Here is a 19737-nt window from a genome sequence, read left to right as displayed (position 1 = left end):
TTAGGCGATTATGGAAACACCACAAAACGAACAGTTTAGAGATAGTATCGCTACCATAAATACTGAAGGTAATAGATCTTGGGTGTTTCCTAAAAAGCCAAGTGGTAAATTTTATAAATATAGATCTTATGTAAGTTATTTTTTACTTGTATTTCTGTTATCTGCACCTTTTGTAAAAATTAATGGAAATCAATTTTTACTGTTTAATGTACTAGAAAGAAAGTTTACTATTTTTGGGTTCCCTTTTTGGCCACAAGATTTTTATCTTTTGGTTCTTTCAATGATTATAGGCGTTGTTTTTATCATTCTTTTTACCGTAGTTTTTGGACGTATTTTCTGCGGATGGATTTGTCCGCAAACAATATTTCTAGAAATGGTCTTTAGAAAAATAGAATATTGGATTGATGGAGATAGAGGGAAACAAATTAGACTAAGTAAGCAAAAATGGAACGCCGAAAAAATTAGAAAAAGAGTATTAAAATGGGTGATTTTCTTTATAATTTCATTTATAATTGCCAACGTATTTTTAGCGTACTTAATTGGTGGAGATACCGTAATTAGTTACATAACAGGTGCTCCTTTTGATAATGTTAAAACACTTATTTCCTTAACTATTTTTACAGCAGTTTTCTATTTTATATTTGCTTGGTTTAGAGAGCAAGTTTGTATAATTGCTTGTCCTTATGGTAGGTTACAAGGTGTTTTATTAGATAATAAAACACTTAATGTGGCGTATGATTATGTCCGTGGAGAAGGTGATAAAGGGAGAGCTAAATTCAGGAAAAATGAAGATAGAGCTTCTGTAGGAAAAGGAGATTGTATTGATTGTAAACAGTGTGTAGTTGTTTGTCCTACAGGAATAGATATTAGAAACGGAACTCAATTAGAGTGCGTAAATTGTACAGCTTGTATTGATGAATGTGATCATATGATGGAGCAAGTTGGGTTGCCAAAAGGCTTAATTAGATATGCTAGTGAAGATAATATAGCAAAAAAGATTCCTTTTAAATTTAATGCTAGAATGAAAGGTTATTCTGCTGTATTATTTATTTTAGTTGGTGTTTTGGTTGGGATGTTATTTTTAAGAAATGATGTAGAAGCTACAATTTTAAGGTTACCGGGAGAATTATATCAACATAAAGAAAACAATATTATTAGTAATGTTTATACCTATAAAGTTATAAATAAAACTACTAAAGATATTGAAGATATAAGCTATAAAATTTTATCTACAAAAGGTGAAATAAAGTTAGTTTCTAATCATAATTTCATTGTCCCAAAACAAGGTTCAGCAGAAGGAACTTTATTTATTGAGATAAATGCATCTGCATTAAAAAAAGATAAAGTAAAATTAGAGATAGGTGTTTTTAGTGGTGATAGATTGATAGAAACTACCATCACAAATTTCTTGGGACCAAGAAGTTATTAATAGAAAAATAAACAGAGATATGAAAATTAATTGGGGAACAGGAATTGTTATTATAATTGTAAGTTTTATGGGGTTTATCTCCTATTTTGTAATTTCTATGAGTATCAAAAAGGAATTTAAACATGATTTAGTAACTGAAAAATATTATGAAAAAGAACTCGGATATCAAGATCAAATAAACGCGACCAAGAATGGATTTGAATTAGAAGAAAATATTACAGTTTTAAGTTTAAAAGAGGGTTTAAGAATAAATTTTCCTAAAAAGTTCATCCCTACAGAAATTCAAGGGAAAGTGTTCCTATATAGACCGTCTAATAAACTTTTAGATTTTGAAATACCTATTTCTTTATCTAAAACATATTTGCTCGTGCCTGAGAAACGTTTATTAGAGGGTCGTTGGAACATTAGTGTTTCTTGGAGCTATGAAAATAAAGAATACTTTTTTAATAAAGAATTGAATCGCTAATGTTTCTTTCTGCATTCATATTTGGCCTTTTGGGTAGTTTTCATTGTATAGGAATGTGTGGTCCAATAGCCTTTATGTTGCCTGTGGATAGACAAAAACCCGTTAAAAGATTTCTTCAAATTACAAGTTACCATTTGGGTAGGTTGTTTACTTATAGTTTAATAGGTTTATTGTTTGGTTTTTTAGGGAAAGGGTTTTATCTCTTTGGCTTTCAACAACAATTATCAATTTTTGTGGGGGCTACTATGATTCTGATTGTCTTATTTCCAAAGTTTTTTAAGCGTATTAATTTTTCTAAAGAAATAAGTAAAATTATTTTTAAAGTAAAAAATGCACTTGGAAAAGAATTAAAAAAGAAGGGAAATGATACTTTTTTTACAATTGGTTTTTTAAATGGATTTTTACCTTGTGGATTGGTTTATATGGCAGTTTTCGGAGCTTTAACAGCAACCAATGCCTTTTCAGGTAGTTTATATATGTTTTTATTTGGATTAGGAACTATTCCTTTAATGACAGCTGTAGTTTATCTTGGTAACTTCTCAAAAGGTAACTTTAGAAAAAAAATCCAAAAAGTCATTCCTGTAGTCGTAGTTTTTATTGGTGTTTTATTTGTTTTAAGGGGTTTGGGTTTAGGTATTCCTTATGTTTCTCCTGCTCCTTTTTTAGATCTAGTTACTTCAAATAATGCCTGTCACTAATTTAAAGTAATAAGAAGCTTCTTCTTATTTGTTTTATCAATGTTAAAACTATATTTAGCGTAGCTTTTTTTATAAAAAAGCAATATATTTGGTATATTAAGAATAATATAATTCCAATGAAAGTCCCTATTATAAAACTCTTTTTTTTGTTTGCATCTTTTTTTGTCTTAAAAAGTTATTCGCAAGAAACTTTACCTATTTATACAGATTATTTATCTGATAATGTTTATTTACTTCATCCCTCTGCAGCAGGAATTGGTAATTCAAGTAAGTTGCGTTTTACTGCTAGGCAACAATGGGCAGGAGTGCCAAATGCTCCAGCTTTACAAACAGTAAGTTTTCATTCAAAATTTGGCGAATACTCTAATGCAGGTTATGGTTTTGTTTTATTTAATGATAAAAACGGTTACCATTCACAAAAAGGTATACAAGGAGCTTATTCTTATCACTTACCTTTAAGTGATGGTGAATTTTTTCAGCAACTTTCTTTTGGTTTAGCATTTACATTTGTTCAGAATCAATCAGACCAAAGAACTTTTACAGGAGATGATAAAGTTGCATCAATAATAGAGAGTACAAGTTATTATAATGCAGATTTTAGTGTTGCTTATCATAGAGGAGGTTTTTCTTCTTACTTTACAGTGAAAAATTTACTGCTAAGTGCTAAAAATAATTTAAATCAATCTGAACCTTTAGATTTAAGAAATTATATTTTTTCTGCTGGTTATTTTTATGGCGAAGATAATTATATTCAATTAGAGCCTTCAGTTATGGTTCAGTTTAAGGAAAGTACTGGAGAAAGAACTGCAGATATAAACTTAAAAGCATACAAAACAATTTCAAAAACAAGAATTTGGGCTGCGGTATCTTATAGAAAAAATTTTGATGTAAATGCAATTGAGAACTCTCAATATATCTCTCCAATTATAGGATTAAACTATAATAACTTAATGTTCTCTTATACGTATACAAAACAAATGAATGACATTGTTTTAATTAATTCTGGTTTTCATCAAGTTTCTGTAGGAATTGATTTATTTACTAAAAAGCCAAGAGGATCAGCTTGTCCTAATATTAATGCTGTCTTTGTAGGGTATTAAAAATCTTCTTCAGAAATTTTTAAATTATTTTTATCACCAGAAATAAGTATTTCTAAAACCTTTTTATTTTTATTGATATAAAATTGGTGCACACCTGCTGTATCACTTTTATTTAATAATTGATTTGTTTCTAAAATAGTTTTTGTCTGTCTTGCTACAGCTTCGCCAGAATCTATAATTTGTATTTTATTGCCAACAAGTTCTCTAATTTGAGGAATTAAATAAGGGTAATGAGTGCAACCCAAAACCAAGCAATCTACTTTTTTATCAATCATTGGTTTTATAAAAGAAGACAATAGTTTTGTCATCTTTTCTGAATTTAGATTGCCGCTTTCAATCAATTCAACTAAACCTTTACCAACTTTTTCTATTATAGTAATTTCTTTATTTATGGTGCTAGAAGTTTTTTCAAATAGCTCACTATTTAGCGTTCCTTTTGTAGCAAGTATACCAATGGTATTTGTTTTTGTTTTTAAAGCAGCAGGTTTAATAGCAGGCTCAATACCAATAAAAGGAATGTCATAATTCTTCCTTAAAAGTTTTATTGCATTTGTTGTGGCAGTATTGCAAGCAATAACTATTATTTTACAATTCTTACTTAATAAAAATTGTGTATTTTTTATTGATAAATCTATAATCTCTTGTTCGCTTTTTTCTCCATAAGGCGCATTTTTGCTATCAGAAAGGTAAATAGTACTTTCTGATGGTAAATGGGTAATGATTTCTTTCCAAATTGAAGTTCCTCCAACACCAGAATCAAAAATACCTATAGGAAACTTGTTTAAACTCATAGATTGTAAAAGTAAAAAAACCTACTTTAAAAAGTAGGTTTTTTATATAATGTTAAAAAGGTATTTTTTTAGAATCCTAATTTTGCTTTTACATCGTTGAATAAGTCTTCTCCTTTTTTTACTAATAATCCTTTACCAACAGAAGCGTCAAGTACATATAAGATACCTTTAGATGCAGCAACACCTTCAATAGCTATTTGAGCTTTTTCAATAATTGGACCTAAGTCATCACTTTGTTTTTTCTGCATTTCTTGATAAGCAACTTGTCTTGCTTGCTCATACTTTGCTCTATCTTGTTGTACTTCTAAAGCTCTCTTTTCATTAGTGTCTTTAGTTTGTGTGTTTTGCTCTGCAGTATATTTTTTCATTTTTGCATCAAGCTTCTTCCCCATACCTTCAATTTCATCTTGGTATGTTTTACCTAATTTTTCAATAGAAAGTTTAAGTGCTTTTGTTTGAGGCATTTCTGCTACTAATTTTTCAAAGTCTATATGACCCATCTTTTGTGCATTTGCAACACCACCAATTCCTAATGTAAATACAGCAATTAATAGTAACGTTTTTAAATTTTTCATTCTTGTTTTTGATTTAATTATTATTCTTGTCTTTTCTTGCTTGTTCCCTTTTCTTTCTTAAAGCTTCTTTTTTTTCTCGTAACACTTTTCTTTGCTCTTCTCTCTTTTTTAATAAGGCTTCTCTCTTATCTAATAAAGCTTTTTTCTTTTCATCAATAGCCTTCTTTTTTAATTCTCTAGCTGACAGTTGTTTTGCTATTTGAGCTTCTTTCTTGGCTAAAACTTGTTTTTGCTTATCTGTAAACTCTTTTTTTGGAGCTACCTTTTTAGCATTCTTTTCGTCTATTAATCTTGTCCTATTTATGATAGATAAAACAAGTTCGCTAATATCGTATTTTTTATTGGAAAATAGCATTACTAATTCACTTGATTTGTCAAAAACAAAATCATATTTTTTTCTTTTCACAATACTTTGTATCGCATTGTAGACTTGGTCTTGTATTGGTTTTACCAATTGCTTTCTAACTGAAAACATATCACCTTTAGGGCCAAAGTAAAGAGATTCTAATCTTCTCAGTTCTTCTTGTTTTATAGTGATCTCTTCTTCTTTCTCTTCAATTAAATCTTTAGTAAGAATTGCTTTTTCGTTTGCTAAATCAGATTTTAAAACTTCTATATGTCTTGCTTGTTTGTCTAAGTTTTTTTTCCACTTCGTTACTTTAGCATTTAAAGTGTTTTGAGCGTCTAAATATTCAGGAACATTTTCTAGAATGTACTCCATATCTATATAAGCAATAGTTTGACCTTTTTGTGACCAAGAAGGTGTTACACTAAGTAAAAGAACGACTACTAAAAATATATTTTTCATTTGTATAATGTATTTAGAAAAAATCGTGCCAAAAAAACTATGACATTACAAATGTACAGTTTTCCTAGAATTGTCTTCCAATAATAAAATGTGTTTGCCAACCAGATTTTACGTTTTGGCCTGGTAAAGGATCAAAACCATGTGCAAAATCAATACCTAATAAACCAAAAGCAGGCATAAATATCCTAACACCTAATCCAGCTGAGCGCTTTAACTCAAACGGGTTAAATTCACTAAAATTGTTATAAGAATTACCAGCTTCTACAAACCCTAATGTATAAATAGATGCTGATGGAGAATCTGTAATTGAATAACGTAATTCCATTTGGAACTTTGTAAAGATTGTTCCTCCATTTGTGTCTGATAATCTGTTGTTTTCATACCCTCTTAAACCAATAGTTTCTCTACCATCTAATTGAAAAGCAGCAATACCATCACCACCAACATAATAACGTTCAAAAGGAGAATGACCTAGCTCTTCATTATAAAAACCTAGATAACCAAATTCAGCATTATTCATTAATACTAACTTATCTGTAAAAGCAGTATACCATTTACCTTTAAAGTTTAATTTGTAGTATTCTAACCATTTATATTTTTCTTCTATATCTAAAGAACTGTAATCTTTTGACTCAAATAAAGAGTATGGAATTGTTGCTTTTACACCTATAGAAAATTCTGATCCATACGTTGGGAAAATTAAACTTGGCCCTGCAGAATTTCTGCTAATATTTGCACTATAAGATAAGTTGTTTAATGTTCCTTGACTTAAGAAATCTCCTCCAACACTAAATCCATAATTGTTTAGTTTAAAACTTTGATATGCTATTGTTTGAGATAACTGAAAATAATCATCAGGCCATTTTAACCTTTGTCCTAATCCAATAGAGGCTCCAATAATTCCTAAACTTTTATCTCTATCTACATCATATGTAGTAAAATCTAATTGATATTGATTTGAGGAATAGACAGAAAAAGATAATGATTTTGGTTTTTTACCACCTAACCAAGGTTCTGTAAATGAAAAACTATATGTATTATATGTTCTACTAGATTGTAGACGTAAAGATAGTTTTTGACCATCTCCCATTGGAAGAGGTTTATATGCGTCTTTATTAAATATGTTTTTAATTGAAAAGTTGTTAAAAGATAAACCTAAAGTACCAATAAAAGAGCCACCACCATAACCACCTTGCAGTTCTATTTGGCTTCCACCTTTTTCAACCACAGTAAAATCTATATCTGCAGTTTTGTTTTGGTAATCTGGAACAACGTCTGGTGTAACATTTGCATCAAAGAAACCTAATTGACCAATTTCTCTAATAGACCTAATTATTGCGCTTCTACTAAATAAGTCTCCTGGTTTTACTCTTAATTCTCTAAAAAGTACATGATCATTTGTTTTGTCATTACCAGAAACGGTTACTTTTCTAATACGTGCTTTCTCATCTTCTCTAATTCTAATTTCTACTGTAATAGAATCGTCTTCTACTTTAGTTTCTATTACATTTACAGATGAGAATAAAAATCCGCTATCTTGGTATAATGTAGATAAATCCTCAGAAGTAGGAGATCCATCACCTTTTACACGTTCTTTTAAAACAGCTCCATTATATACATCACCTTTTTCAATTTTTAAAATACGGTTTAAATATTCATCGGTGTATTCTGTATTACCTATAAATAAAATTTCTGCAAATCGGTATTGTCTTCCTTCTTCTAAACCTATATTTATATTGATAGTGTTATCGTCATTCCAAGAAATATTGTCACTTAATATACGAGCATCTCTATAGCCAAGTCTGCTATATTTATCTAAAATACTTTCTAAATCTTCTTGGTATTTTTCTTCAATATATTTTGATCCTTTCCAAAAACGACCAAAATATTTCTCCTTCGTGTTTTTCATTGTTTTTTTTAATTTCCCACTAGAAATAGCTTTATTTCCTGTAAAAACAATGTCTTTAATTTTTATTTTATTTCCTTTATCTATAAAAATAGACATGTTAACAGTGTTAACATCTGCAGTATCTTTCTTTACATCTAAACTTACTTTAGTTTTTAAGAAACCTTTGTCTGTATATTTTTTTGTAAAGTAGTTTCTTGAAGTTACAATTAAGTTGTCTGTAAGCATTGCACCTTGTTTTAACTCAGCGTCTTTTATTAATTCTTTTGCTTTAGATTTTTTCACACCAGTAATTTTAACATGGTTTAATTGTGGTAATTCTAAAACATCAAATTCAAGATAAACAGTGTTTCCATCTATTTTAGAAAGATAAACATCTACATTGCTAAACTGTTTACTTTCGTATAGTTTCTTAATTGCACTTGTTAACTTATCTCCAGGAAGTTTTATGTCTTGCCCATTTCTTAAACCGGTAAAAACTCTAACAGTTTCTTCACTAAACTTTATAAGACCAGTGACAGAGGTGCCACCTAAAGTATACTTTTTCCCTTTTTCAAAAGAAGTGTTATTAGTGGTTTTGATTGAGTCTTTTTCTATTTGTGCGTTTGCATCAAAAGTAAAAAATAGTGCTATAAACACTATTGCAGCAGAAAATAATTTCATATAAAATTTATTCTGTAATTTGTTCGCTTGTTTTTCCAAATCTTCGTTCTCTATTCTGATATTCAATGATTGCATCATAAAAATGCTCTAGTCTAAAATCTGGCCAAAGTATATCTGTAAAATATAATTCAGCATATGCCATCTGCCATAATAAGAAATTACTAATGCGTTGTTCTCCGCTAGTTCTTATCATTAAATCAACATCGGGCAAATTAAATGTATATAAATGGTTATTTATAATATTTTCGGTAATATCTTCAATTAAAAGCTCTTTATTAACAACTTTTTTAGATATGTTTTTGATTGTGTTAACAATTTCTTCTCTTGATCCATAACTTAAAGCAAAAGTTAAAGTAATTTTTGTGTTGTTACTTGTTTGGGAAATAACATTATTTAATACTTTTTGTGCTTTTTTAGGTAAACTCTCGGTGGCTCCAATTGAGTTTACTTTTACGCCATTTTTCTGAAAATCTGGTAATTCTTTTTTAAGTGAGTTTATAAGTAAGCTCATTAAAGCGTCTACTTCTAATTTTGGTCTGTTCCAATTTTCTGTAGAAAAAGCGTATAATGTTATTGCAGAAACACCAATTTGAGATGCCGCTTCTACAGATTCTCTAACAGCAGTAAGTGCGTTTTTATGGCCAAAAATTCTATTCATACCCTTACCTTTTGCCCAACGGCCATTACCATCCATAATAATGGCAACGTGTTTAGGAACTTTTTGTAAATCGATGAGTAGTTTTTTATCCATGTTTTTTTATAATCCTTTTGTATAACAAGCAGGTCTACCAAATGTGTAAATTAGAGAGAATCCTGAAAACATATACCAATCATTTCCTTTTCCTCCAAAATCTAAAGATGATATTTTATCTGTAGAATAATCTAAATCATCTTCAAATGTATATCTAAACTTAGCTTCAATAGAAAACGCTAAATTACCATATAATTTAGATTTATAACCAATTCCTATTGGTACTGCATAGGATGTTTTATTTGCGTAAATATTTTCTATTGGAGAAGTTGTAGAAGTTTGAGATTTAATATATTTATAATTAAAAGCTGCGAATTCAAACAAAATATAAGGAGTCCAAGTTTTATCAACCGATGATAAATCATATTCATAAAAATTGTATTCCATTCCTACTGCCAATTCGTTTATTGTATTAGAGAAATTTAAATTTCTATTTACTTTAAAATCTGTTTCTGCATCAGCATCATTTCCATGTATTGGTAAATAACTATACGTTGCTCTTAAAGCAATTCTAGGATTCTTATTATACTTAAAAAAAGCGGCTCCTGCTAATCTGTTTGGATATATGTAATTTGTTCTACCAATATCTCCAACATAGTTTGATCCTCCAATAAAAAGACCAACCTCATATTCTTGCCCCAACAAAAGTGAAGTGAAGCTAATAAATGCGATAAATAATATACTTTTTTTCATTCTAAAAATAGCTGGCAAATATAGGTGTTTCAGTTTGCTTTATAAGGTTAATATTCAGTCTTTTTTGAATAACAACTATTTTAAAGTTTTATTGTAGATAATGCGTTAAAGGTTGGTTTCATTTCTTGTGTCTTCTCCCCATAATAACTTACTGCGTAAGGTTTTTAAAAAAGATTGGTTATTTAGTAAAATAATTTTTATCGTAAATGCTGCTTTTTCTAAATAAACAATGGTGTTTCCTGGAACAGATGTAATTCTAGAATCTAATGAAATTAAGAAATCTTTTTCCCTAGAGTTAATTTCTAATCTAATTTTAGTGTCATCTGAAATAACCATTGGTCTTGAGTTTAAATTATGTGGCGCAATTGGTGTTATCACCAGGTTTTTAGAATCTGGCGAAATTACGGGTCCATTACAACTTAAAGAATAGCCTGTAGAGCCTGTTGGTGTTGCTATAATTAAACCATCTGCCCAATAATTTGTTAAATATTCATTATCTAAACTGGTATTAATACCAATCATAGAAGTGGTGTTTTTTCTTGCTATTGTAACTTCATTAAGCGCAAAGTTTAATTCAGAAAAACTTTCTAATTCGGGTACTGTTTTTATAGCTAATAAAGAGCGTTCTCGTATCGAATACTCGCCTTTTAGAATAAGGGCTATGCTTTCTTTAATTTCATCTTTTTGTATGGTTGCTAAAAAACCTAATCTTCCTGCATTTATTCCTAAAACAGGAATTCCTAAATCTCTAATATAAGTTACAGCTCTTAAAATTGTACCGTCTCCACCAATTGTAAACATTGCATCAAAAGTGGTGTCTAAATCTTTAAAGTGAGAAAAAGTTAAATGTTTTTTCTCTAAGTATTTACCTTCTCTAAGTAAATTGTAGAACTGTTCTTCAAAAAAATAGAGAATATTTTTTTCTTCTAATACTTCTAATAAAATCTTAATTTCTTTTTCTGCAGAAATTGAATATGATTGGCCGTAAATCGCTACTTTTTTCACACTATTGTTGTTTGATTAAAGACTTACATTTCTAAGTACTTCTGTAAGTAATCTGATCTGTTTTTTAAATCCTCTAGATAAATATCATTCTCATGAGAAGAAATTATTTTATAATCATACCTTCTAAAAGTTTGAATAATTTCGTTTATTTCTTCAGAAACTATTTTTAAGGTAATTTGAACAAAATCTGTTGTTTTATTAGAAATATATAAGCCTAATAATTTGCCACCACTTGCTTCAACAATTTGAGCAACTTTACCCATAGAGTAATCATTTATTAATTTTTCTACAATTAACGTTTCACTTTCTTCAATCATAAAAGGGCTTGTAGAAAAAACATCTAAAACATCGCATAAATCATAATAACCAATATAATTTTTATCCTTGTTTAAAACAGGAATAATGTTAGTGTCATTATCAGCGAAAATTTTTAACAATTCTAAAACAGTTGCTTTTTCATCAGCAAAAAATGAATTTAACAAATAGGCATACGCAACCAATTCACCCTCTTTATTTTCAATTGTTTGTATATCACTTTCAGCAAAAGAACCTAGTAATTTATCGTTTTCGATTACAGGGAAATGTGTAATAGGATAGTTCCTAAATATTTTTTGAGCACTCTTTACACTGTCTTTTAAGCGAAGTGCTTTTATTTCTTTTAATATGTAATCGTTCATGTTCATTCTTTACGAATATAAGATAAAATGAATTAATAATACCAGTTATATTTTTGTATTTTACACAAAGAGATTCAATTATTTTAAAGCTAGTTTAAGTAAAAAAGAGCACCATCATATATGTTGTAATTCACTCTAAAGTAACAAATGGATTTAAAAGAAACAATTTATGTACAAAATTTGAATGTGTAATTGGTATAATCTACCTTTGCAAACTAATTTTAGACAATGACAAAGTTAAGTGTAAATATTAATAAAATAGCAACTTTACGAAATTCTCGCGGAGGAAATGTGCCAAATTTATTACAAGTTGCCACAGATATTCAAGATTTTGGAGCAGAAGGAATTACCATTCACCCAAGACCAGATGAAAGACATATAAGATACCAAGATGCAAGAGATTTAAAATCTGTTGTTACTACAGAATATAATATTGAAGGAAATCCGATACAAAGTTTTATAGATTTGGTCTTAGAAGTAAAACCAACGCAAGTTACTTTAGTGCCAGATGCTGTTGATGCAATAACATCAAATGCTGGTTGGGATACAATTACGCATCAATCTTTTTTAAAAGAAGTAATTGAGGAGTTTCATAAAAACGGAATACGAACTTCAATTTTTATAGATGCTGATTTAAATTTGATAGAAGCTGCTGCAAAAACAGGAACTGATAGAATAGAATTATATACAGAACAATTTGCAAGCGAATTTGAAAAAGGAAACTTTGATGCTGTAAAACCATATACAGAAGCTGCAATTTTAGCACATGAATTAGGTTTAGGAATTAATGCTGGGCATGATTTAAGCTTAGATAATATTAAATTCTTTAAAGAAAATATTCCTAACCTTGCTGAAGTTTCTATCGGACACGCTTTAATAACAGAAAGCTTGTATTTAGGTTTAGAAAATGTAGTAAACATGTATTTACATCGACTTAAGTAGTTTTCAGTCGCAGGTTACAATTTTAAGTACAAGATTAATAACTATGATTTTCTATCTAACTATGTGGTTAGAGAATAAAAACAAAATGTATCCTTGATTGCAGTCGAGAGGTTAATTTAAATTTGGACTGCGCTCAACCTGACAAAAAATATAAAAATGCCAAATAATCCAATATTACATTCAACTATAAAAGGAGAAGGAACTCCGTTGTTAATTTTACACGGATATTTTGGAATGAGTGATAATTGGAAAACACTTGGAAATAAATTTGCAGAAAATTTTGAAGTCCATTTAATAGATCAAAGAAATCACGGAAGAAGTTTTCATTCAGATGCGTTTAATTATGAAGTTTTAGTAGTAGATTTATATACTTATATAAAACACCATCAATTAGAAAATGTGAATTTAATTGGTCATTCTATGGGAGGGAAAACAGCAATGTTATTTGCTGTAACGTATCCAGAATTATTAAATAAGTTGGTCATTGTAGACATTTCTCCAAGAATGTACAAACCACATCATAATGCAATTTTAGCAGGTTTAAATTCGGTTGATTTTTCTATTCAAAACTCTAGAAGCTTGGTTGATGAAAAATTATCAGCATTAATTTCAGACTTTGGTATTCGTCAGTTTTTAATGAAAAACCTTTATTGGAAAGAGAAAGGACAATTGGGATATCGATTCAATTTAGAATCGTTAACAAATAACAATCCAGAGGTTGGCGATGCATTGCCTTCTTTTACTCTTTTTGAAAAAGATACGTTGTTTCTAAAAGGAGAAAAATCAGATTATATTACTGAAAATGAAAGACCTATTATAGAGGCACATTTTCCGAACTCAAAAATTGTAAAAATTGCGAATGCAGGTCATTGGTTGCATGCAGAAAATGCTAAAGATTTTTATAGTGAAGTTGCTGGTTTTTTGGGCTAATTCGCAAACGGTTTTGTATCAGGTTAGTTGCGTGTTTTAAGCTACTAATTTTATATGGTGTTAGCACCTTTACTTCTCAATCCATTGAAATCCATGTAGTCTAAATTCACCTCTATTTTTTAAGTTCAGTATTAGTGGTGTAGAATATGGAAATCCACGGAAGTCTGTTCCTCTAATGATAATGTTTTTTGAATTAGTTTCTTTGCCAAATTTTTTTAATTCAAACTCGTCTTTTTCAATACTCTGAATCGCAATTATTGACGTATTAAAAGGTTCTTGAAATGTGAAATCATCTTCTTGAGGATGATTCATTATTATTATAACTTTCTGATTATTATTGGTCAATGAATCAAGTTTATTCCCAAATGTAAATTCAATATTTGCACCTGGGTTGTTTTCTAATTCATCAAAATCGTAGTCTGGGTAATCAGTAGACTCCAATTTAGATTTGGATATTCTAAAGAACTTATCAGTCCAAAAAGTACCTTTTAAGCCTAAATCAATTATAGATTGTGCTTCATTCTTCGTTAGAGAAAATTTAGTTAAATCTTTAAGTTCAGGAACTACATCTGAAGGACGATGAACAAGGCAAACAATATCAAAATTTTGTTCCTGAGCCATTTGGTCTTTTCCTTTGTTAAACAAGAATACTATTAGAAGGCCTAGACTAATCGTAACAATTGTAATCCCAAGATGTTTATTGTTGAATTTATTGTCCGAAATGATAAGTAAGTAAAAATTGGCAAATAAAGTTCCGGAAAGCCAACACAAATGTAAAGGAAAACTGAAAGCACCAATCCAAGGACCAAAAATCAGCCACATAATCAAAATGAATAGAAATGATTGCAGAATTGAGTAAACAATAGTTAGAAATAGTCCAATTCCAGCATTAACCTTGGAGAAAATTGTTTTAATAATTTTTACGAGTAATAGTGAAATTGCAGAAAGTATTAATGAATAAAATGCAAAGGCTTGAATGTCGCCTTTACCATATCCATCATTACTAATTACATTAGAAGATGCAACGAGAGTTGAGACTATTGTCAGTATTGATAAATATAGGATTTTATATTTCAAGGTATTGGTGCTAACTTAAGACGATTATGAAGTCGTTTTAACGTTTTGTAATCATAGATAGCTAAGTTATATTTTTTTACCTTCAGAAACAAACCAAATAAAACAAGAAACTTTATCTTTGAATCTTTAATTTTTCAATCTTTTAATAAAAAAAGAAAAATGAACATAGAAAACGCTCAAGTACAAGTAGACGATTGGATTAAAACGCATGGAGTTCGTTACTTTAACGAATTAACCAATATGGCGCAATTAACAGAAGAAGTTGGTGAAGTTGCACGTATTATTGCAAGGCGTTATGGAGAGCAAAGTGAAAAAGAATCTGATAAAAATAAAGATTTAGGAGAAGAATTAGCAGACGTGTTATTTGTAGTTTTGTGTTTAGCAAATCAAACAGGAATTAACTTGCAAGATGCTTTTGAAAAGAAATTAGATATTAAAACAAAACGCGATCATGATCGCCATCATAATAATCAAAAATTAAAATAATGAGTTTTTTAGAAAAAATACAACAACCCGCTTTTTGGTCTAACTTTTTAAAAATTACAATTCCTTTTTTTATAGTTGTTACTGTAATTTCTTTATTGATTAGTAGTTATAAAGAAATTTTTTCAGGAGATTTTGCAACCGTTTCAAGTATAAATTTTGATGATGGTAAATGGGTAAATTTCTTTGGATTTAAATTGATTTTCAGTGTCTTTTATGGTTTCTATTTAACCAATAAAAAAATGAAATAGTAAATTTAAATAAATAAAAAAAGCGGCTTAAGGCCGCTTTTTTTTATTATGATACAAATTCTAATCCAATTGAATCAGATCTATATCACTAGCTTTTACCTTTCTATTTAATTCTTTTACTCCATTTGTAAATAAGGCATTTAGTTTTACCAATTCAATATCGATTTCTTTTGTAATTTCATTTTTAAAATCGATTGCTTGTTGCGTAGGAGCGTAGTTCCCTATTCTAGTTAAAGAGTTTAAATGCGCTAACTTATTATTCAATCTAATTGGAAAGTTCAAAGGATCTTGTCCACTTTTAGACTTTGTTTGATATAAAGTTTCTTCTATTTTAGTTAAATCTTTTACCAAAGTATCGGCAAACGTTAACAATGCCTTGTACTTTTCTTTGTCTTTGATAGATTTTTTCAATACCCCCACTTGATTGCGAACTTTGGTTACATTTTTTAATGCTTTGTGAATTTCAGTCATTTTTGTGTTGATTTCATTAATGAAATCAAATTGCATTTTCATGTCATTTTCAGTAGCTTCTGAAGTAGGGTTGCTTAAAATATTAAAATTCTGATACACCTTCTCATCATTCACAGACAATTCAGCTTTATAAGTCCCAGGTAATGCCATAGGTCCATCTAAAGAAGCCCACCAGAGAATCATTCCTTTTACTTTCTCTGCACCGGGATACATCATGTTCCAATAGAAAATATTATTTCCATCTTTAATCTTTAATACTTCCTCTTTCTTTTCTTTGTTTGGTTTTGTTGTATATTTTTTGATGAGGTTGTCATTCAAATCATAAAAAGATAGTGCAATGGTATCTTTTTTATTTTCTTTTTTGATAAAATAATTTACGGCAACTCCACCCGCATGGTTTGTACCCGCAGTTCTCGAAGTTTTACCGTTTCCTCCACTCATATTATAGGCATCTTTTGGTTTGTATAAAACTACATTTTGTTTTAATAAAGACGAATTTAGTTGGTGTAAAGGTGTTAAATCGTCAATAATCCAAAGAGATCTACCTTGTGTTGCTGCAATTAAATTATCATTTTTAATAGCTAAATCTGTAATAGGTACAATAGGCAAGTTTTGCTGAAAGGATTCCCAGTTCTCACCATCATCAAAAGAAACATACATTCCTTTTTCTGTTCCTGCATATAACAATCCTTTTCTTTTAGGATCTGCTCTTAAGGCTCTTGTGAAACTTTCTTGACCGATTCCGTTTGTAATTTTTTTCCAAGAATCTCCGTAGTTCTCTGTTTTGTAGATATAGGGTTTGTAATCGCCAGATTTGTATTTTGTGCCAACAATATAGGCGCTTCCTTTTATAAACGGATTCACTTCAATAGCATTAATCATTGTCCATTCTGGCATTTTTTTAGGTGTTACATTGGCCCAAGTTTCGCCATTATTTTTAGAAATATGTACCAATCCATCATCAGAACCTGTCCAAATTAAACCTGGTTCTAGAGTAGATTCTGTTGCTGCGAAAATAGTTCCGTAATATTCTACACCTGTATTGTCTTTGGTAATTGGACCACCAGATGCACCTAAAGTACTGGGGTCGTTTCTTGTTAAATCTGGACTTATTAATTTCCAAGATTGCCCTTCATTTTCTGTTACATGCAAATGATTAGATGCTGCATATAATTTCTTTTTATTATTTGGTGAAAAGAAGATTGGGAAATTCCATTGAAAACGATATTTAAAATCTTCTGCTCCGTGACCCATTGGATCGTCTGGCCAAACATTTACCGCTCTTGTTTCTCCTGTTTTGTGATTCTTTCTAGTTAATAAACCACCATAACTTCCTCCATAAACAATTTCATCATTTAATGGGTCAACCGCAATATGAGCACTTTCTCCTCCAGCAGTAGTTTCCCAATCAGATGTGGTAATAAACCTTCCTGCAGTTCTGTGCGAAATACGAATAGTAGAGTTGTCTTGTTGTGCCGCTAAAATTCGGTATGGAAAATGATTGTCCGTGGTAACTCTATAAAATTGAGAAGTAGGTTGATTGTTCATGGTACTCCAATTTTCACCAGCATCAAAAGAAACTTGTGCGCCACCGTCGTCACCAATAATCATTCTTTGGTTATCCTCTGGTGCAATCCATAAATCGTGATGATCTCCGTGGGGGGCATTGTAAGTGCTAAATGATTTACCACCATCTGTAGATTTATGATAGCGAACATTTAAAACATATAAAATATCTTGATCTTGTGTATCTGCATACAAACGCGTGTAATACCACGCTCTTTGTCTTAATTTTCTTTCAGAATTAATCAGTTTAAAAGTTTTACCAGCATCTGTAGATTTGTAGATACCTCCTTTTTCATTTTCTATTAAAGCCCAAACTATATCAGAATTTACAGGAGAAACGGTTACGCCGCTAATTCCCCAAATTCCTTCTGGTAAGCCTTTATTTGCAGATATATTTGTCCAAGTTTCTCCTTCATCGGTGCTTTTCCAAAGTGCAGAACCATCGCCACCAGAAGATAAACTATAAGGAGTTCTTCGAACGTTCCAAGTAGTAGCATATAAAATTCTAGGATTATTTGGGTCGATTATTAAATCTACAACTCCTGCGTTTTCATTTGAAAACAATACTTTTTTCCAGTTTGCGCCACCATCTATAGATTTATAAACACCTCTTTCTTGAGTTGGTTTGTACAAATCGCCCATAACGCCAGCAAAAACAATATTAGGATTTTTAGGATGAACTCTCATTCTAGGAATGTGACGAGAATTTTTTAATCCAATGTGTTTCCATGTTTTTCCTGCATTTTCAGATTTCCATATTCCATCTCCAGAAGAAACATTTCCACGAACGGTTTTTTCTCCCATTCCAACATAAATAACATTGTTGTCTGATTCAGAAACTGCTACTGAGCCAACAGATCCTCCAAAAAATCCGTCTGAAATATTCTGCCAAGTATTACCAGCATCCGTTGTTTTCCAAACGCCACCGCCTGTAGCACCCATGTAAAAAAGATTCGCTTTATTGGAAACACCAGTAACTGCAGCGCTTCTTCCTCCTCTGAAAGGCCCAATATTTCGCCATTCTACAGCACTAAAATATTCGTCAGAAACTTTGGTAGATTTTTTTTGTGCAGTAACTTTGACATTTGCTGATAGAAACAAGAAAATTACTAGAAAATAGATTTTTTTCATGATGGTAGTTGTAAATTTGAAGGTTAAAAATAGGAATTAAAATCAATTTTAGGATGGACATATTGTTAAATGTTTTAGAGGATAAAAAAATAAAGGAAGAAATTACAATTTCTGGTTCTAAAAGTGAATCAAATAGATTATTAATTTTACAGAATATTTTTTCAGAAATTTCAATTAAAAACTTGTCAGATTCAGATGACTCTGTGCATTTGCAACATGCACTTTCTACAAATGAAGAAATTGTAAATATTGGTCATGCAGGAACTGCAATGCGTTTTTTGACTTCTTATTTTGCGGTTAAACAAGGTAGAGAAGTGGTGCTTACTGGTTCTGAAAGAATGCAAAACAGACCTATTGAAATTTTAGTAAATGCACTAAGAGATTTAGGCGCAGAAATATCTTATGAAGCAAAAGAGGGATATCCGCCAATTAGAATAAAAGGAAGAGAAGTTACAAAAGATAAAGTGCAGATAAACGGTAATGTTAGTAGCCAATACATCTCTTCATTGTTACTAATTGCATCTAATTTACAAAACGGATTAGAAATAGAGTTATTAGGTAAAATAACCTCAATTCCATATATTAATATGACATTGAGTTTGTTAAATCAATTAGGAATTAAAACAAGTTTTGAAGGTAATTTTATTAAAGTTTCACCTACAAAATCAATTAATAAACAAACTATTGTTGTAGAATCAGACTGGAGTTCTGCAAGTTATTTTTATTCAATTATTGCATTGGCAGAAATTGGTTCAGAAATAAAATTATCAGCATATAAAAAAGAAAGTTTACAAGGAGATTCTTGTTTGGCAGAAATCTATCAACATTTTGGCGTAGAAACTATTTTTGGAGCGCATACTATCCTATTAAAGAAAGTAAAGAAAAGTAATAAAGATACCTTAGAAATCGACTTAAAAAATGCGCCAGATATTGCACAAACGATTGCAGTAACTTGTTTTGCAGAAGGAATTTCTTGTAATTTAACAGGTTTACATACTTTAAAAATTAAAGAAACAGATAGATTAGAAGCTTTAAAAGAAGAATTAACAAATTTAGGCGCAAATATTTCTATAACTGATGAAAGTTTACATTTAGAAAATTCATCAGAAATAAACAAAAATATTTCTATTAAAACCTATAACGATCATAGAATGGCAATGGCTTTTGCGCCTTTGGCACTTAAAGTTCCTATAAAGATTTTAAAGGCAGAGGTAGTTACCAAATCATACCAGAAATTTTGGGTAGATATGAAGCAATTAGGAATTAAAATTGATGAACTGTAAATTAAACAGTTAAACACTTGACAACGCCTATTCCGATATCG

At 30.0% G+C, this 19737-nt stretch carries 19 protein-coding genes; 9 read left to right on the top strand and 10 right to left on the bottom strand.

The genetic code is table 11. From position 1 onward, the window contains the following. Positions 1-10 precede the first annotated feature (10 nt). From ccoG to BTO04_RS07425, 4 genes are all read left to right on the top strand, one after another. Positions 11-1429, top strand: a complete 1419-nt coding sequence (gene ccoG, locus BTO04_RS07440; protein WP_087563901.1) for a cytochrome c oxidase accessory protein CcoG — start codon at positions 11-13, stop codon at positions 1427-1429. 19 nt (positions 1430-1448) lie between these two features. Beyond that, a complete protein-coding gene (locus BTO04_RS07435; protein WP_087563900.1) occupies positions 1449-1895 on the top strand; it encodes a FixH family protein in 447 nt (148 codons plus the stop codon). After that, positions 1895-2593, top strand: a complete 699-nt coding sequence (locus tag BTO04_RS07430) for a sulfite exporter TauE/SafE family protein (RefSeq protein ID WP_087563899.1) — start codon at positions 1895-1897, stop codon at positions 2591-2593. Before BTO04_RS07435 ends, BTO04_RS07430 begins: the two co-directional genes overlap by 1 nt. Before the next feature lie 116 nt (positions 2594-2709). Then, entirely contained in the window at positions 2710-3693 is a 984-nt protein-coding gene (locus BTO04_RS07425) for a type IX secretion system membrane protein PorP/SprF (protein ID WP_087563898.1), read from the top strand. On the opposite strand, the gene murI is transcribed toward BTO04_RS07425, so the two are convergent. The 8 genes from murI to BTO04_RS07385 form a co-directional block, all read right to left on the bottom strand. Next, on the bottom strand, positions 3690-4484 hold the full coding sequence (gene murI / locus BTO04_RS07420; RefSeq protein WP_087563897.1) for a glutamate racemase: 795 nt from the start codon (positions 4482-4484) through the stop codon (positions 3690-3692). The two genes, BTO04_RS07425 and murI, sit on opposite strands and share 4 nt — an antisense overlap. Positions 4485-4552: 68 nt before the next feature. Then, entirely contained in the window at positions 4553-5059 is a 507-nt protein-coding gene (locus BTO04_RS07415; protein ID WP_087563896.1) for an OmpH family outer membrane protein, read from the bottom strand. A gap of 13 nt (positions 5060-5072) precedes the next feature. Then, positions 5073-5867 carry an OmpH family outer membrane protein gene (locus BTO04_RS07410; RefSeq protein WP_087563895.1) on the bottom strand — a complete coding sequence of 265 codons (795 nt, stop codon included), beginning with the start codon at positions 5865-5867 and terminating at the stop codon, positions 5073-5075. A gap of 64 nt (positions 5868-5931) precedes the next feature. Further along, entirely contained in the window at positions 5932-8436 is a 2505-nt protein-coding gene (gene bamA / locus BTO04_RS07405; protein ID WP_087565352.1) for an outer membrane protein assembly factor BamA, read from the bottom strand. 7 nt (positions 8437-8443) lie between these two features. Continuing rightward, a complete protein-coding gene (locus BTO04_RS07400) occupies positions 8444-9187 on the bottom strand; it encodes an isoprenyl transferase (RefSeq protein ID WP_087563894.1) in 744 nt (247 codons plus the stop codon). A gap of 6 nt (positions 9188-9193) precedes the next feature. Further along, positions 9194-9880, bottom strand: a complete 687-nt coding sequence (locus BTO04_RS07395; RefSeq protein ID WP_198342130.1) for a DUF6089 family protein — start codon at positions 9878-9880, stop codon at positions 9194-9196. A gap of 105 nt (positions 9881-9985) precedes the next feature. Then, positions 9986-10885, bottom strand: a complete 900-nt coding sequence (locus BTO04_RS07390; RefSeq protein ID WP_087563893.1) for an NAD kinase — start codon at positions 10883-10885, stop codon at positions 9986-9988. Positions 10886-10908: 23 nt separating this feature from the next. Then, on the bottom strand, positions 10909-11562 hold the full coding sequence (locus tag BTO04_RS07385) for a CBS domain-containing protein (RefSeq protein WP_232455970.1): 654 nt from the start codon (positions 11560-11562) through the stop codon (positions 10909-10911). 228 nt (positions 11563-11790) lie between these two features. Between BTO04_RS07385 and BTO04_RS07380 the strand changes: the two genes are divergently transcribed. Then, positions 11791-12504 carry a pyridoxine 5'-phosphate synthase gene (locus BTO04_RS07380; protein WP_087563891.1) on the top strand — a complete coding sequence of 238 codons (714 nt, stop codon included), beginning with the start codon at positions 11791-11793 and terminating at the stop codon, positions 12502-12504. Positions 12505-12660: 156 nt separating this feature from the next. Then, positions 12661-13434: an alpha/beta fold hydrolase gene (locus tag BTO04_RS07375; RefSeq protein ID WP_087563890.1), complete on the top strand. Its 774-nt coding sequence runs from the start codon at positions 12661-12663 to the stop codon at positions 13432-13434. A gap of 69 nt (positions 13435-13503) precedes the next feature. Here BTO04_RS07375 and BTO04_RS07370 read toward each other — a convergent pair whose 3' ends face one another. Beyond that, positions 13504-14511, bottom strand: coding sequence for a hypothetical protein (locus BTO04_RS07370; RefSeq protein ID WP_087563889.1), 1008 nt, complete (start codon positions 14509-14511; stop codon positions 13504-13506). Between the two features lie 159 nt (positions 14512-14670). Between BTO04_RS07370 and BTO04_RS07365 the strand changes: the two genes are divergently transcribed. Further along, positions 14671-14997 carry a nucleotide pyrophosphohydrolase gene (locus BTO04_RS07365; RefSeq protein ID WP_087563888.1) on the top strand — a complete coding sequence of 109 codons (327 nt, stop codon included), beginning with the start codon at positions 14671-14673 and terminating at the stop codon, positions 14995-14997. Beyond that, complete coding sequence (locus tag BTO04_RS07360) at positions 14997-15245, top strand: hypothetical protein (protein WP_087563887.1); 249 nt, start codon at positions 14997-14999, stop codon at positions 15243-15245. Before BTO04_RS07365 ends, BTO04_RS07360 begins: the two co-directional genes overlap by 1 nt. Before the next feature lie 60 nt (positions 15246-15305). Here BTO04_RS07360 and BTO04_RS07355 read toward each other — a convergent pair whose 3' ends face one another. Beyond that, on the bottom strand, positions 15306-18413 hold the full coding sequence (locus tag BTO04_RS07355; RefSeq protein WP_087563886.1) for a glycosyl hydrolase: 3108 nt from the start codon (positions 18411-18413) through the stop codon (positions 15306-15308). A 53-nt stretch (positions 18414-18466) separates the two neighbouring features. Here BTO04_RS07355 and BTO04_RS07350 point away from each other — a divergent pair, with 53 nt between their 5' ends. Continuing rightward, a complete protein-coding gene (locus BTO04_RS07350; RefSeq protein WP_087563885.1) occupies positions 18467-19696 on the top strand; it encodes a 3-phosphoshikimate 1-carboxyvinyltransferase in 1230 nt (409 codons plus the stop codon). Positions 19697-19737: the final 41 nt, after the last annotated feature.

It is taken from the genome of Polaribacter sp. SA4-10 (assembly GCF_002163835.1).
Taxonomy (GTDB): domain Bacteria; phylum Bacteroidota; class Bacteroidia; order Flavobacteriales; family Flavobacteriaceae; genus Polaribacter.
This window is presented reverse-complemented; position numbering and strand designations above follow the sequence as displayed.

Bases quoted from the DNA above. Each gene is read 5' to 3' on its own strand.
- ccoG (WP_087563901.1), top strand. From the start codon at position 11: ATGGAAACACCACAAAACGAACAGTTTAGAGATAGTATCGCTACCATA.
- BTO04_RS07435 (WP_087563900.1), top strand. From the start codon at position 1,449: ATGAAAATTAATTGGGGAACAGGAATTGTTATTATAATTGTAAGTTTT.
- BTO04_RS07430 (WP_087563899.1), top strand. From the start codon at position 1,895: ATGTTTCTTTCTGCATTCATATTTGGCCTTTTGGGTAGTTTTCATTGT.
- BTO04_RS07425 (WP_087563898.1), top strand. From the start codon at position 2,710: ATGAAAGTCCCTATTATAAAACTCTTTTTTTTGTTTGCATCTTTTTTT.
- murI (WP_087563897.1), bottom strand. From the start codon at position 4,484: ATGAGTTTAAACAAGTTTCCTATAGGTATTTTTGATTCTGGTGTTGGA.
- BTO04_RS07415 (WP_087563896.1), bottom strand. From the start codon at position 5,059: ATGAAAAATTTAAAAACGTTACTATTAATTGCTGTATTTACATTAGGA.
- BTO04_RS07410 (WP_087563895.1), bottom strand. From the start codon at position 5,867: ATGAAAAATATATTTTTAGTAGTCGTTCTTTTACTTAGTGTAACACCT.
- bamA (WP_087565352.1), bottom strand. From the start codon at position 8,436: ATGAAATTATTTTCTGCTGCAATAGTGTTTATAGCACTATTTTTTACT.
- BTO04_RS07400 (WP_087563894.1), bottom strand. From the start codon at position 9,187: ATGGATAAAAAACTACTCATCGATTTACAAAAAGTTCCTAAACACGTT.
- BTO04_RS07395 (WP_198342130.1), bottom strand. From the start codon at position 9,880: ATGAAAAAAAGTATATTATTTATCGCATTTATTAGCTTCACTTCACTT.
- BTO04_RS07385 (WP_232455970.1), bottom strand. From the start codon at position 11,562: ATGAACGATTACATATTAAAAGAAATAAAAGCACTTCGCTTAAAAGAC.
- BTO04_RS07380 (WP_087563891.1), top strand. From the start codon at position 11,791: ATGACAAAGTTAAGTGTAAATATTAATAAAATAGCAACTTTACGAAAT.
- BTO04_RS07375 (WP_087563890.1), top strand. From the start codon at position 12,661: ATGCCAAATAATCCAATATTACATTCAACTATAAAAGGAGAAGGAACT.
- BTO04_RS07365 (WP_087563888.1), top strand. From the start codon at position 14,671: ATGAACATAGAAAACGCTCAAGTACAAGTAGACGATTGGATTAAAACG.
- BTO04_RS07360 (WP_087563887.1), top strand. From the start codon at position 14,997: ATGAGTTTTTTAGAAAAAATACAACAACCCGCTTTTTGGTCTAACTTT.
- BTO04_RS07355 (WP_087563886.1), bottom strand. From the start codon at position 18,413: ATGAAAAAAATCTATTTTCTAGTAATTTTCTTGTTTCTATCAGCAAAT.
- BTO04_RS07350 (WP_087563885.1), top strand. From the start codon at position 18,467: ATGGACATATTGTTAAATGTTTTAGAGGATAAAAAAATAAAGGAAGAA.